Here is a 12,914-nt window from a genome sequence, read left to right as displayed (position 1 = left end):
TATCAAGGTATCAATTGATTATACCTTACGGTAAACTTACGCCTATCATATCAGGCAAATACACAGTGATAAATACGATGCAGATTGGTTTATTTTATGGTTCTACAACCTGCTACACAGAAATAGCAGCCGAGAAAATTCGCGATATTATTGGTCACGACATCGTGAGCCTTCACAATATCAAAGATGAACCATTAAAAAATGCAGAGCAATTTGATTTCGTTATCTTCGGCATTTCAACTTGGGATTTTGGTGAGTTGCAAGAAGATTGGGAATCAATTTGGGACGACATTAAAGATGTTAACCTAAACGGCAAAACCGTGGCTCTGTTTGGTATGGGCGATCAACAAGGTTATGGTCAGTGGTTCCAAGATGCACTTGGCATGTTACACGATGAAATTTGTGATCAAAGCATTACCTTGCTTGGTAAATGGCCTAACGATGCAAGCTATGAATTTGAGGCTTCAAAAGCACTCAGCGAAGATGGCAAACAATTTGTAGGCCTAGCCCTTGATGAAGACAGCCAATACGAGCTCAGCGATGAGCGTATTGCAAGCTGGGTTGAACAGGTCATGACTGAGTACAGCGAAAGTTTGTAAATCATGAATAAAAAAGCCAAGCATTGCTTGGCTTTTTTAATGATTATTCAACGCGTTGCCAATATTGATTACGATAGAAAAACGCAATATAACCGCGCACTTCTAACACCTTGCCTTGTTCTTGTGGTGTTAGTTTAAGGGTATAGGTTTTACCATTGTTTGGGTCCAAAATTTCACCCTCTTGCCAGCTACCATCACCAGCATCTTTAGCACCTTCAATAATTTGTAACCCTAAAATAGGCTGATTTTTCTTATCACCTTTACACTTTTCGCAGATTGCATCTTGTTTAGCTGGGTTAAGGATTTTTTCAACACTGCCAACCAATACACCATTTTGCTCACTAATACGTACTAAAGATTTCGCTTCATTGGTTTCTTCGTCAATGGTTTTCCAAAGACCCACAGGCGTCATTGCGGCAAAGCTCAATTGAGAAAATAATAAGGCAGATAAAGCAATTGATAAACGTAACATAAAAAACTCGTATAAAATTTAAGACATTGGCACTATAACAGGGCTTGGTTAATCACACCATTTTGTTATGATCATACAAAGACAACACATTGCGAGGGAACACAATGAGTCAATTCACATTAATTACCGGTGATATTGTCAGTTACGACAGTAATCAGGTTGCCACAATAAACGCCATTGGCGAAATAAAAATAAATCGCTTTGCTGAGCCATTATTTATTCCTGATAGCGCTAAAGCCGCCATTGAACTAGGTCGGCTTGATGATAACTTGTTTAATTTAAAAAAGTTATTACGCTCAGGCTATGCCGACCCTTGCCCAACAACCCGCGTACTAATTGAAACCACAGAGCCTTTACCTGACATCAAAGGTCTGCTAATCAAACGCCGCTTTAGCATTATTGATTTTTGCAGCGCCGAAATAGAAAAGTCGCACAGTAAAGCCGTGTTAGACGCCCTATTAGAGCTTGAATATGTTCAGCAAATTCAGCTTGATGAAGTCATGCAATTACAACCACCTTCCATACAAAAATCACAGATATAATTACATGTTTAGGTAAAAAGCTTTACATAGCTCTTTATAATCTTGGCTATAGCTGCCATCAGCTGCATGTATGGTTAACGATGATGTATCACATTCGCCGTTGTTTTGGCTGAGTAGCAACAAGCTGCGACTTGGTTGTTTTTTCTCGGTTGTACGTACCAAGCAATGGCGATTTAAGTACCAGCCTGCCTGCTCAGCTACCGCAATGAATTGTTTTGCCTCTACGCAAGGCAAAATCACATTCAAAAGCGTTTTGCCGTGGCTAATCCTAGTACACGCTTCTATCAATTCGCTGAAGCTAAGGCCGTCAGTATGACGGGCAGTATTTCGAGCATCATTTTCACCTTTTAGGCTCCCATTAAAATACGGTGGATTGGTGATGATCGCATCAAAAGGCTCTGCTGCGCTAAACGACTGTACTGATCCTTCGAAAAGGTTTATTTCTGGCCAAGGGCTAGCGGCAAAGTTATCTCGGGCATCACTGCAGGCACCCGTGTCTATTTCAATGGCACTCACACTTGCATCAGACACTCTTTGTTTTGCCATAAGCGCCAGTAATCCAGTGCCTGTGCCTATATCTAAAATGCGCTTAGCTTTATTTATATCAGCCCATGCACCTAACAAAATACCATCGGTCGACACTTTCATCGCCGTGCGTGTTTGCGTTACCGTAAATTGTTTAAACACAAAGCCTGACATTTTTTCACCTTTTCATTCACCACAGCCGCGTTAACGCGTATAATTAGGCTCAATTGTCCTCTATTTATGTCACTCTATGCAATTTTCTGAATTTGATATCGATAACAAGCTGTTAAATGCCATTAATAAAATGGGTTTTGATACGCCAACCAGTATTCAACAACAAGCGATCCCTGAAGCTCTTCAAGGTCGTGATATTTTGGCATCTGCCCCTACTGGTACGGGTAAAACAGCCGCGTTTTTGATCCCTGCAATTCAATACTTGCTTGATTTCCCACGTCGCGATCCTGGCTTTGCGCGCGTATTGATCATGACGCCAACCCGTGAACTTGCTTATCAAATTCATGAGCAATGCGAATTACTTGCAGCACAAACTCATCTTAAAATTGGGGTTGTGACAGGTGGTATAAACTACGGGACACACAGAGAAATATTCGAAAGCAATAACGACATTCTCATTGCCACACCAGGGCGTTTAATGGAGTACCTTGAAACAGAGAACTTCCATGCTGAAAATGTTGAGGTGCTTATTCTTGATGAAGCTGACCGCATGTTAGACATGGGTTTTCGTAAAGAAATGCTTCGTATTTGTGATGAAGCACGTAACCGTCGCCAATGTTTCTTATTCTCAGCCACCCTTGAAGGTGACAGCGTAGAGTTATTTGCGGAGCGTATCTTAAACGATCCGGCACTCCTTGAAGCCGAATCTTCACGTAAAGAGAAAGGCAAAATCCACCAATGGGTTCACCTTGCGGATGACTACGACCACAAACTTAAAATGTTGGTTGAAACGTTAAATGGTGACGACATTCATAAAGCGATTGTGTTTGTTAAAACTCGTGAGCGCTTAGAAACATTAATTGGTGAATTAAACAACGAAGGCCTTCGTGTTGCTTGGTTACGCGGTGAAATGCCACAAGATAAACGCATGAAAGCGATGGAAAATTTTCACTCAGGTCGCAATAATATCTTAGTTGCAACGGATGTGGCTGCACGTGGTATTGATGTTGCTGATATCAGCCATGTTATCAACTTTGATATGCCTCGTACCGCAGACGTTTACGTACACCGTATTGGCCGTACTGGCCGCGCTGGTAAAAAAGGTATTGCGATTTCATTTGTTGAAGCACACGACGTGGCAATTTTAGGCAAGGTTGAGCGCTACATAGAGCAAAAGCTTAAACGCCGAGTGATTAAAGGCTTTGAGCCACAGCACAAAGAAGCAAAAATTCCCTCTAAAAAGAAAAAAGATCCAGTAAAAATGAAGGCTAAGAAAAAAGCCAAAGCTAAAGCGAAGAAGAAAAAGTAGCTTTATTACCCTTACTGAAAAAATGCCGAGCTTGCCTCGGCATTTTTGTACCCTACCCTTTTTACCTAATGAGTGTGTAATTAGTTCACACTTTATTCCCCCTCACCCCATCAATGCAAATAAAACCCATTAAAATCAACAAGTTAAACATTGGAATAATAATTGTAACTGGTTCAGCAATAGTTCACAGCAGACTACATTAACGAGGGAATTGTATGAGCCGCTTCAAATTAACCGTAGTACTTACATCATTAAGCTGTATTTTTTTACTTGCATGCGCAACGAACGTAAGCGCCAATACTAGCGTGCTAACGACTAGTACATCGGCTCAACCGCGCTTACAACAAATGGCACTGCAGAAATTAACAAGCAATCCTAATTTTCGAATTGAAAACCTACAAGTGATTGTTGATGGTGATACTGTTGAACTAAAAGGCATTGCAGAAACAGGCTTTCAAAGAGCTTTAGCACAAAAATTTTTAGAGCATAGCCAAGGTGTGATGCAGATAAAAAACAACCTTAAAGTGAGTAAGCTCAATCACCCATCACTTTAAGGCTAGATTTACAGAGGGGCTTGAGATTATGCGCCGCTTGCTTGCAGGTTGATAAATTTCGCAAGCTCTTCTGGTTGACCCATCAGCATTTGAATTTGCTGATTAATCTCCATCATGCCTTTACCTTCAGGTAATTTTGCCGACACAGAGAAAGACGATAAGCCATTCACAAAATTAGTGATCGCTGCCGCAAGTTCTTCACTCACAGGAACTTGCTGTAATTGCATAGCTACCACTTGCTTAAATTGCTCATGCGTCATACCTTGCGAAGTTAAGAAGCTATCGACCACGGCTTTAAGCTCACCTTCATCAGCTATCGACAGATTAATACGGCGCGGCTCTAACTGAGTGAGTGCTGCCATCATCTTTGATTGCTGTTGTAATTGCTGCTCTAAGGTTAGCTGGCCATCCGCTGCTTCATTTTGCATTTGACTCGCAGCAAGTGATGCTTCCATTAACGCTGTGGTTTTAGCTAAACCAAGATTGAAATTCACATCAGCCACCTCATTCGCAGTCACTTTAAGTGCAAAGTCACTGTCGCCTGAGTCTTTATTGTAATCAAGTGATGAATTTACGTTATAGCTTGTTGATGCTAACTTGTTATTTGAGTTTTCTGGTAGCTGCGCTAAGAACTCATCGCTAAAACGAAAGTTAGTCATCACAAAGCCTGTGTGCGGTGGTATCGCATCAACTTCATAACCTGACACATCAATGCTGTCGATAGTTGCAACTGGCTCATTACTTAAACTATTTGAAACAGTGATATCAGATAACTGCATGCTGCTATCAAAAATACTTGCTGAGATATCACTGTATTTAATATCTACACCGCTTTGAATTGATAACGCACTAATTTGCTTATCAACCACCTTTTTCACTTCCTGTGTCGCTGCGTAATTTGCGTAAGCCACGCCACCGACAGCCGCAGCAACAACCGCTGCAATAATTAACTTCTTCATTTTATTTCCTTTAATTGGTGTAATTTTTTTATCAGTGTATCAAATTGTATTTAGTTTATTAACGACAATAGTTCATGCACCGTTTTCACCGGCGTGATCTTCGCCCCAAGGCCTTCCATTGATTTATGGTAATTGCGATGCGGGATAAAAATCTCGGTAAAACCATGCTGAGCAGCTTCTTTGACTCGAGGTACGCCACTGTCGATTGGTCTTACATCACCATTTAAACTTAGCTCGCCCATAATACAGGTGGTGCGGGGTACAACAAATTCGTTCAAGCTGCTTAATAACGCTGTTACTAATGCTAAATCGATACAGGTTTCTGACTCATCGATTTTTAAGCCACCGACAATGTTGAAAAAAGTGTCGTGAAAGATTTTTGTTTTTGTGTGCTTACGCAAAATGCCCGTCAGCATCTTGATGCGGTTCATGTTTAAACCAACACATACTCGCTGCGGGAATTCAGCTTCGGTTTCTGTGGTTAAACATTGGATTTCGAGTAGTAAATTACGGTTACCTTTACGGATACAGGTGATTGCAGAGCCCGGAGATTCAGTACTCGAGCCTGACAAAAAGATTTCACTTGGGTTATCAACGCTCAGCATTCCGCGCTCACACATTCTGAAAATACCCACGGTGTCGATATCGCCAAAACGGTTTTTATTAGCACGTAAAGTTCTGATTTGCCCATCGTTGGTATCGATATGCAATAAAGCATCAACGATATGCACGAGTGTTTGCGGCCCTGCAATTTCGTTATTTTTGTTTACATGGGCAATGATGAACATAGTTACATCATTTTGCTTACAATATTGTGTTAAAGCTTGCGCTGCACTTTTAACCTGCGATGGCGAGCCTGGGCTACCATTTGCCGTTTCTGTTACCACAGCCTGAATTGAGTCAATCACCGCGAACTTGATTTTGTTTTTATCAAGTTCTTCAATGATGGCTTCAACGCTGGTTTCAGACAGTAAGTAAAGCTCGTCTTCGTTGTAATCTAAACGTAGGCGATTCACACGGTTTTTGAACTGCGATAGAGACTCTTCAGCTGTACAGTATAAAGACGGCATCAGTTTTGACATACGTGCAACTAAATCTGAGAGCAAGGTAGTTTTACCAGCGCCAGGGTCGCCAGAGATAATGTTAACTGAACCTGTCGTTACACCACCGCTCAATACTCTGTCTAGCTCGCCGATTTCGGTAAGGCGTTTTTCGGCCTCAGTGGTTGCCACTTCATTTATTTTCTTTGAGCCACCGCCTGCGATACCGGCATAACCTGCCACTACCGCACGGCTTGCCGCTTGTTTTGATTGCCCTGCTGAAGGCTTAAATTCTGCCAGCGTATTCCATGCTCCGCATTTACACTGTCCTTGCCAACGCTGATAGTTCATGCCGCACTCAGTGCAGACAAATTCGATTTTTGCTGATTTTGCCATTCGGCCTTACCTATTTTTGTAGCTGATTTGTGACTATTTCTGTATTTTCAAGCATATAATAGCTAAAGTAAAACTTATGACTCAGACGATTAAGTGAGAGTCATTTTTATAATCACAAAAGATAATATGTTGTAACTTGACCCCCTGAAAAACGCTTAATTTAGCTAAGTGCTTAATTAAGAAATAGTTAAGGGCACAGTTTTTGCTTACAAATAAAACTTTACAGTGCTTGCCATTTAATTGGCGAATACATATAACAATAACGAATAAAATAAAAAAGTAGTTACACTGCTTTGGCTTTAAATAGCCCGTTAGTATACCTACTTTTTTAGATAGACGGTGATGGTTTTATAAATGGCTGAAGACATACTGCTTAAATATGAAAGCCTAGTTGAAGAACTAAAGGCACATTTAGGCACTCCCCAGTTCGACAAACTGTTTAAATCAAAGACAGCTAGCTTAACTAAGCCAGAGCAGTTTCTGATCAAAATGGAAATGTCGCGCTTATCTCAGCCAGTGGCACGCTTTATTGATTTACGTGGTCAAGTAACCGGACAAGTCAAACCCTACGAATATGATGGCAAGCAACACTTTATGGACGATACCGCCATTGAAGTGTTTGAAGATGCTATAAAACGCCACGGTGGTTACACACTTGCCGTTTACGAAGCGGTAATGAACACCGAAAATAATCACCGAGTGATGCAAAAAAAAGCCGCAGAACAAGCGTTAACGGACGATAGTACAGCCCCAGAACAATCTGCCAAGGTTATTAAGTTTGCATCCTATGAAAGTCGCCGCGAAGAGCGGATGAACTATTCAATTAAAATCACCGTTGAGCTTGATAAAGACAGTAAAGTTGCGGCATCTACCTCGGATATTTCCCTAAGTGGTGCGAAAATAAAATTAGCGCCTCGCTATCAAGTTAAAAAAGGCCAATTAATTGGTCTGCGCTTAGTCGGCCTAGAACAAGACTTTGAGCTGGGCTTAAAAAACGGTATTCAATATGAAGTAGTTGCGGTAGAAAAAGTCTCTCGTGAGTACAATCATGTACGCTTAAAACGCACTTTTATTGAAAATAATGAAAAGTTTGATGAGTTCTTAGAAAGCTTTATTCATGGCAACAAACGTCGCTATAAAGTGAACTTAGACAATACCCTGGATGCAGTTGTATCGAAAGGCTACGAGCAATACTACATTCCACGTGTTACCTCGTTTTACACTTTTTTAAGCTTACAAGGCGATAAGCTTTACCCTAGCCTTGCGCTCACTACTGAGAATAATATTTTTATTCAGCGCTATTTTTGTGATGAACGTAAGTTGTCATGCTTATATAGCATTATCAATCAGCAGCGCTTAGGTCATCTACTCAGCTCACCCGATGCCGTAAAAGAAGAATACCTGTATACCTTCACTCACACCGTAGCGGGCAAGATTTATTATTATTCAGCCACTCGAACTGAGCTTGAGAGTCAGCCACAACTGAGAGATTTATTCCTCGGATTTGGTAGCCAAAAAGACAGCTGGCAATGCTTTAAGCTTCAGTTGATGCCAAGCCACCCGGAAGATTCATACATTCCGTTATCTCTACCTAGTAGTGCTGGTAAAAATATCGAAAAACTTAATAAGCCCCCTACACCACGGGTGCAAGGGCTGATCAAAGATGTTAAATACCTACTGATATTGACCTCGATCGGCACTAAGTTTGAGCAACAAACGTACCAGCAACTTGATTACAATAAAGATGCAGTAAATCAGCTTAAGCAATTTGGTCACAGCAAACATAAAACGCCTCCTCATTTAGAGCCAGTGGCGCTTGAATATGTGAACCTTCGGGCACATAAACGCTACTTGTACAAAACCGCAGTCTCTATTACTCAAGGTGAAGAGCTTATCACGGGCCACACCCGTGACTTATCTGTGATGGGCTTACAAATAGAGTGTGACCATCCGGTTGAGTTCAAAAAAGGCGATATCATTAAGTTAAACTTGCCTGATTTGCAAAAAATTACCAAAAAGCATGATTTAACAAATTTGGCTTATGAAGTGATGGCAGTGAGTAAATCACTGACAACAGTGAACTTAAAAGTGCATCGTATTGGTGACTTACCCCATATGGCAATTAAGTTTTTTACTGTATTAATCGATAACAACAAAGACAAATTACGTGTTTGTGAAGAAACCCCAAAAATTCCGGGATTATCGACCGCACTTAGAAATATGGTGACCAAAAGCGTATGCCAATTTCCGTTTTATTTACACAAAGAAGCAGCTCACTTTAAAGCTGGCGCTATTGGCCAAGGCTTATACCCTAGCCCTCTTCATGTATTGCTGCAAAACTTTGCGTTATTAAATGAGACAACCAGCATTGATGGATTCTTATCAACGGATCAAATCTCTGAGGTGATCACCCCATTAATCAAAGACCGCAGTCGCCAAGATCCCCCCTTACCATTTACCCTGTTTGTTCGCTTTGATCCGCGCCAAGCTGTGATCAGCGATGCAATTACCAGTCGTTGTATTAGTGAAGATGACTACAAACCACAAACTTTGTTTGTGAAAAAAGCGCTGAAAAACGATTTAGTCTTTGTGTTTCGCTTGTATGTGTCACGGACTGGCCGCCCAGATATTGATTACTTAGCGAATGAGCTGAAATATATTAGTCAGTACGCATTACACAAAGCAAAAGACCTAGAAGAAGCGCTATGGGCAGTAGCCGGTGTGGGTGATTTGATTGATATAACCGAAGAAGCGCTTACCCATTTTGATATTGACCAAAGGCTGATCACGGAAATGAGTAAACGCAAAGCAACTTGGTTAAAGCGAGTAATCTAACGGGAGAGTGAGTAAGTAAGCAACTTGCAGTAATGAACCTTCATTAATTGCAGTTTGTGCTTGCTCAACCACTTTCGGTTTACCGTGCACAGCAACACCAAGCCCTGCCGCAGCCATCATTTTTAAATCATTAGCACCATCACCCATGGCAACAGTTTGGCGGTTATTTAAAGTCAGCTTTTGTTCGATTCGTTTAAGTACACGGGCTTTTTCTTCTGCATCAACAATTGTGCCTATCACCTTGCCTGTTAAACGGTTATCTTTAAATTCGAGAGTATTCGCATGCACTTCATCTAAATCAAGCAGTGACTGCACTTGCTCTGCAAAAGGCACAAAGCCACCCGATGCGATTGCTAAATGCCAGTTATGCGCTTTTAGGTATTGGCATAATTCACTCACGCCCGGCATAAGCGGTAAACGCGCTTTTAAGCCGTCAATTAAATCTACATCGATGCCCTCAAGCTTCGCGACACGCTGCTTTAAGCTTTGTGCAAAGTCGAGCTGCCCGGCCATAGCTTGCGCGGTTACAGCGGCAACTTCGTCATACACATCGGCAAGGCGGGCAATTTCGTCGATACACTCAATAGTAATGGCTGTTGAGTCCATATCCATTAGTAATAAACCTGGTTCATTCACCGTGGGTGGATTCGTTAATTGCACCAGTTGAATCCCCAGTTGCTTAGCAAACTCAACTAATACCAGCGGACTTAGTACGCTTGTTGTATCGCTATGAAAGCTCCACGCTGCTGGCAAATCGGCAATTGGCTGATAGCAACAAAGCGATAAATTGCTAACCCCTTGCGCTGCTAAAAATTCGCTAATCGCAAGCAATTGCTCAGCATTAAGCTCATTACCAAAGGCAACACTGAACACGCCTTGATTTGCTTTTGGCGTAAAGTCTGTTGTAATAAGGTGTTTGTTTTCAATTTTATACCAGCAATTTAGGCTGATTTGTTCTGCTAAATTTGCTGAAGGTGTAGCAGCTAAGCTAAGCTGTGACATAGTGGCTCCACATTAGACTTATGTCTGTCCTTGGTCGTGCATTTGCTACTCGCACTCAAGGGGCTGTTAAAGTTATCATGTTGTACCATCAAATTTAAAAGCTGTCAGTAACGTATACGGTGACTATGAAAAATAACCAACTTAAAATTCCCTTTTCAGCCACTTATCGCCAACGTGTTGTGCGTTTAAGCTTAGCTGCGGCCTGTTTTGTGCTGTTAAGTTGGGTTGCCATGAATAGTAGCTTTCAAAGCCACCAGTTACTTTATGATAGCGCTGACAGCACAGCGATAAGCTTAACCAAGTTTATGGCACTGAATGCAAAAACCCCACTGCAAGAAAAAAACAAACCCGAGTTAAATGCGTTATGTAATCATATTGCTGAAGATGAGTATGTGTTAGCGGCAACGATTTACGATCAACAAGGTATCCAAATTGCTGCCAGCGATAATTGGCAAAGTCACCACACCTTTGGTTTATTACCCGATTCAACGCCGGGTATTAGCAAACTCAAAACCCCATTTGTAGAGCCAGTGATAAGTGATGATGAAAGACCAATTGGTTTTGTGTCAATTACCTATTTAACGCAGGCTTCTATTGCAACCAGCCACAGTAGTTTTCATGATTTAGGTCGCCAAGTATTATTAATGTTAGTGATCACCTGTATTTTTACTTGGCAGCTAGGGCGCGGTTTAAAACACTGGCAAATCAACCGTTACATCAAAAAAAGCGCTGAGCAAGAATCATAAAGTTCAGCAGCCAATTGCTGCTTTGCATCCCCTGTCGCGCCTTTAAGCTCACATAAATAAGTGAATACATCACGCACCTTTAGCGGCGTATTAACTTGGCCTTGAAAGCCAGCTAACGGCATTGATGGCGAGTCGGTTTCAAGCACTAAATGCTGTGGCTGAATTGCGTTTATGACTTTACGAGTTTTAGCAGCGCGCGGGTAACTTATTACACCACCGACACCAAGTTTAAACCCTTGTTTAATATAACTCTGAGCTTGTTGTTCTGAGCCTGAGAAGGCATGAATTACACCACCAAACTTTGGCTTGCAGCGCTTAAATGAGCGAGCAATTAAATCATGGCTTTGTCTGTGATGCACAATCAGTGGTAGAGCGAGTTGATTGGCAAGCTCTATTTGCCCTTCAAAAAGCTGTGTTTGCTTATCGAGGTTGTCGATACTGCGATCAAGTCCGCACTCGCCGATGGCAATAAACTGCCCTGAATGGTTTTTTGCTAACTGCTCCAGTTCAGCGAGATGATGAGTTTGGTGTTCAGATAAAAAATAAGGATGTAAGCCTAAAGCAATTGAAATACTTGGCTCTGATTTAGCAAACGATAATAGTTTTGTAGATTGTGCCAAGCTCACGCCCGGCACAATAAAATGCTCGATCCCTTCTTGCTTGCATGCTGTGATGAGCTCTGTGCGAGTTTCATCAAATTCGCTAAAATCAAGGTGACAGTGGGAATCGATAAAACGCATTTACGGATTTAAGCGACCAAACTGCCAACTGCCATCGGCTTGGCGTTGATACATAAAGCGGTCGTGTAAGCGGTGTGCACCGCCTTGCCAAAATTCGATTTTAGTAGGCTCAACACAGTAGCCTCCCCAAAAATCAGGCAATGGAATTTCACCCTCAGAAAACTTTTGCTTCATTTTCGCAAATGTTTCCATTAATACCTTACGTGATGACACAGGACGACTCTGCTGAGATGCCCATGCTGCTAACTGGCTTTCTTTAGGACGCGATAAAAAGTACTTAGCCACAGCCGTTGTTGGTAAAGGTTTAGCTTCACCATAAACAATGACTTGTCGCTCCATATGGTGCCATGGAAAGTGCAGAGAGATTTTGTTATTACCTTTGAGCTCCTGCGCCTTGCGCGAGCCAGTATTGGTAAAAAACACAAAACCATTTTCATCAAGATGCTTTAACAGCACGATACGCTGCGAAGGCTGACCATGTTCATCAACCGTTGCAACGACCATCGCCGTAGGATCAGGCAAATTAGTGGCAACAGCTTGTTCAAGCCATTTTTCAAACTGCTTGATTGGAGATGCATCAAGCATGTCTTCAGATAAACCATCCTGTAAATATTCACGGCGAATATCTTCAAGTTTCATAAAATTCCCTCTATCGCTACTATCAGCTATCAGCTATCAGCTATCAGCTATCAGCTATCAGCTATCAGCTATCAGCTATCAGCTATCAGCTATCAGCTATCAGCTATCAGCTATCAGCTATCAGCTATCAGCTATCAGCTAAAGATTAATCAAGGTTGTTGAACTGTCAATTTGTTGGGTTTCGCTGCGCTCTACCCAACCTACGAAGCTAGGTTCTAGGTTCTAGGTTCTAGGTTCTAGGTTCTAGGTTCTACAAGCTACTCCCCTAGCGCCTAGAGTCTAGGGCCTGCGATTTATACTCGGTTTCGCTGCGCTCTACCCAACCTACAAAGCGCATCATCTGCAAGTGTAGGAGTGCTAGCAAGGCAGTGAGTTTATTTAT

General features: G+C 41.8%; 13 protein-coding genes. 6 read left to right on the top strand and 7 right to left on the bottom strand.

Annotation, left to right across the window (positions count from 1 at the left end; all coding sequences use genetic code 11):
- Positions 1 to 77: 77 nt before the first annotated feature.
- Positions 78 to 599: a flavodoxin FldB gene (gene fldB, locus NH153_RS10105; RefSeq protein ID WP_063703534.1), complete on the top strand. Its 522-nt coding sequence runs from the start codon at positions 78 to 80 to the stop codon at positions 597 to 599.
- Between the two features lie 43 nt (positions 600 to 642).
- Here the strand turns inward: fldB and NH153_RS10100 are convergent, their stop codons facing one another.
- Positions 643 to 1,071 carry a DUF2147 domain-containing protein gene (locus NH153_RS10100; RefSeq protein WP_063703389.1) on the bottom strand — a complete coding sequence of 143 codons (429 nt, stop codon included), beginning with the start codon at positions 1,069 to 1,071 and terminating at the stop codon, positions 643 to 645.
- Positions 1,072 to 1,175: 104 nt separating this feature from the next.
- Here NH153_RS10100 and NH153_RS10095 point away from each other — a divergent pair, with 104 nt between their 5' ends.
- Entirely contained in the window at positions 1,176 to 1,613 is a 438-nt protein-coding gene (locus NH153_RS10095) for a hypothetical protein (protein ID WP_063703387.1), read from the top strand.
- On the opposite strand, the gene NH153_RS10090 is transcribed toward NH153_RS10095, so the two are convergent.
- Complete coding sequence (locus tag NH153_RS10090) at positions 1,614 to 2,312, bottom strand: tRNA1(Val) (adenine(37)-N6)-methyltransferase (protein ID WP_063703385.1); 699 nt, start codon at positions 2,310 to 2,312, stop codon at positions 1,614 to 1,616.
- Between the two features lie 76 nt (positions 2,313 to 2,388).
- Between NH153_RS10090 and srmB the strand changes: the two genes are divergently transcribed.
- Both srmB and NH153_RS10080 read left to right on the top strand, forming a co-directional pair.
- A complete protein-coding gene (gene srmB, locus NH153_RS10085; RefSeq protein WP_063703382.1) occupies positions 2,389 to 3,621 on the top strand; it encodes an ATP-dependent RNA helicase SrmB in 1,233 nt (410 codons plus the stop codon).
- Positions 3,622 to 3,836: 215 nt separating this feature from the next.
- The gene (locus NH153_RS10080) at positions 3,837 to 4,175 is read left to right on the top strand and encodes a BON domain-containing protein (protein WP_063703380.1); all 339 of its coding nucleotides are present in this window, start codon (positions 3,837 to 3,839) and stop codon (positions 4,173 to 4,175) included.
- 26 nt (positions 4,176 to 4,201) lie between these two features.
- Here NH153_RS10080 and NH153_RS10075 read toward each other — a convergent pair whose 3' ends face one another.
- Positions 4,202 to 5,134 carry an aq_1923 C-terminal domain gene (locus tag NH153_RS10075; protein ID WP_063703378.1) on the bottom strand — a complete coding sequence of 311 codons (933 nt, stop codon included), beginning with the start codon at positions 5,132 to 5,134 and terminating at the stop codon, positions 4,202 to 4,204.
- A gap of 50 nt (positions 5,135 to 5,184) precedes the next feature.
- Positions 5,185 to 6,570, bottom strand: a complete 1,386-nt coding sequence (gene radA / locus NH153_RS10070; protein WP_063703376.1) for a DNA repair protein RadA — start codon at positions 6,568 to 6,570, stop codon at positions 5,185 to 5,187.
- Between the two features lie 354 nt (positions 6,571 to 6,924).
- On the opposite strand from radA, the gene NH153_RS10065 reads away from it, so the two are divergent.
- The gene (locus tag NH153_RS10065; RefSeq protein WP_063703374.1) at positions 6,925 to 9,405 is read left to right on the top strand and encodes a PilZ domain-containing protein; all 2,481 of its coding nucleotides are present in this window, start codon (positions 6,925 to 6,927) and stop codon (positions 9,403 to 9,405) included.
- On the opposite strand, the gene serB is transcribed toward NH153_RS10065, so the two are convergent.
- A complete protein-coding gene (gene serB, locus NH153_RS10060; protein WP_063703371.1) occupies positions 9,388 to 10,407 on the bottom strand; it encodes a phosphoserine phosphatase SerB in 1,020 nt (339 codons plus the stop codon). The genes NH153_RS10065 and serB overlap by 18 nt on opposite strands.
- Positions 10,408 to 10,532: 125 nt before the next feature.
- Between serB and NH153_RS10055 the strand changes: the two genes are divergently transcribed.
- Positions 10,533 to 11,153 carry an AhpA/YtjB family protein gene (locus tag NH153_RS10055; RefSeq protein ID WP_054560826.1) on the top strand — a complete coding sequence of 207 codons (621 nt, stop codon included), beginning with the start codon at positions 10,533 to 10,535 and terminating at the stop codon, positions 11,151 to 11,153.
- Here NH153_RS10055 and NH153_RS10050 read toward each other — a convergent pair.
- The gene (locus NH153_RS10050; protein ID WP_063703369.1) at positions 11,120 to 11,893 is read right to left on the bottom strand and encodes a TatD family hydrolase; all 774 of its coding nucleotides are present in this window, start codon (positions 11,891 to 11,893) and stop codon (positions 11,120 to 11,122) included. The two genes, NH153_RS10055 and NH153_RS10050, sit on opposite strands and share 34 nt — an antisense overlap.
- Positions 11,894 to 12,532 carry a pyridoxamine 5'-phosphate oxidase gene (gene pdxH, locus NH153_RS10045; RefSeq protein ID WP_055020972.1) on the bottom strand — a complete coding sequence of 213 codons (639 nt, stop codon included), beginning with the start codon at positions 12,530 to 12,532 and terminating at the stop codon, positions 11,894 to 11,896. It abuts the gene before it with no gap.
- Positions 12,533 to 12,914 lie beyond the last annotated feature (382 nt).

Source organism: Pseudoalteromonas gelatinilytica (assembly GCF_001641615.1).
Classification (GTDB): Bacteria; Pseudomonadota; Gammaproteobacteria; order Enterobacterales; family Alteromonadaceae; genus Pseudoalteromonas; species Pseudoalteromonas gelatinilytica.
Note: the sequence above shows the minus strand (reverse complement) of the source record. Positions and strands in the feature narration are given on the sequence as shown.

Excerpts from the sequence above, each read along its gene's own strand:
- fldB (WP_063703534.1), top strand. The coding sequence starts at position 78 with ATGCAGATTGGTTTATTTTATGGTTCTACAACCTGCTACACAGAAATA.
- NH153_RS10075 (WP_063703378.1), bottom strand. The coding sequence starts at position 5,134 with ATGAAGAAGTTAATTATTGCAGCGGTTGTTGCTGCGGCTGTCGGTGGC.
- NH153_RS10095 (WP_063703387.1), top strand. The coding sequence starts at position 1,176 with ATGAGTCAATTCACATTAATTACCGGTGATATTGTCAGTTACGACAGT.
- NH153_RS10100 (WP_063703389.1), bottom strand. The coding sequence starts at position 1,071 with ATGTTACGTTTATCAATTGCTTTATCTGCCTTATTATTTTCTCAATTG.
- NH153_RS10055 (WP_054560826.1), top strand. The coding sequence starts at position 10,533 with ATGAAAAATAACCAACTTAAAATTCCCTTTTCAGCCACTTATCGCCAA.
- NH153_RS10090 (WP_063703385.1), bottom strand. The coding sequence starts at position 2,312 with ATGTCAGGCTTTGTGTTTAAACAATTTACGGTAACGCAAACACGCACG.
- radA (WP_063703376.1), bottom strand. The coding sequence starts at position 6,570 with ATGGCAAAATCAGCAAAAATCGAATTTGTCTGCACTGAGTGCGGCATG.
- NH153_RS10065 (WP_063703374.1), top strand. The coding sequence starts at position 6,925 with ATGGCTGAAGACATACTGCTTAAATATGAAAGCCTAGTTGAAGAACTA.
- NH153_RS10050 (WP_063703369.1), bottom strand. The coding sequence starts at position 11,893 with ATGCGTTTTATCGATTCCCACTGTCACCTTGATTTTAGCGAATTTGAT.
- NH153_RS10080 (WP_063703380.1), top strand. The coding sequence starts at position 3,837 with ATGAGCCGCTTCAAATTAACCGTAGTACTTACATCATTAAGCTGTATT.
- srmB (WP_063703382.1), top strand. The coding sequence starts at position 2,389 with ATGCAATTTTCTGAATTTGATATCGATAACAAGCTGTTAAATGCCATT.
- pdxH (WP_055020972.1), bottom strand. The coding sequence starts at position 12,532 with ATGAAACTTGAAGATATTCGCCGTGAATATTTACAGGATGGTTTATCT.
- serB (WP_063703371.1), bottom strand. The coding sequence starts at position 10,407 with ATGTCACAGCTTAGCTTAGCTGCTACACCTTCAGCAAATTTAGCAGAA.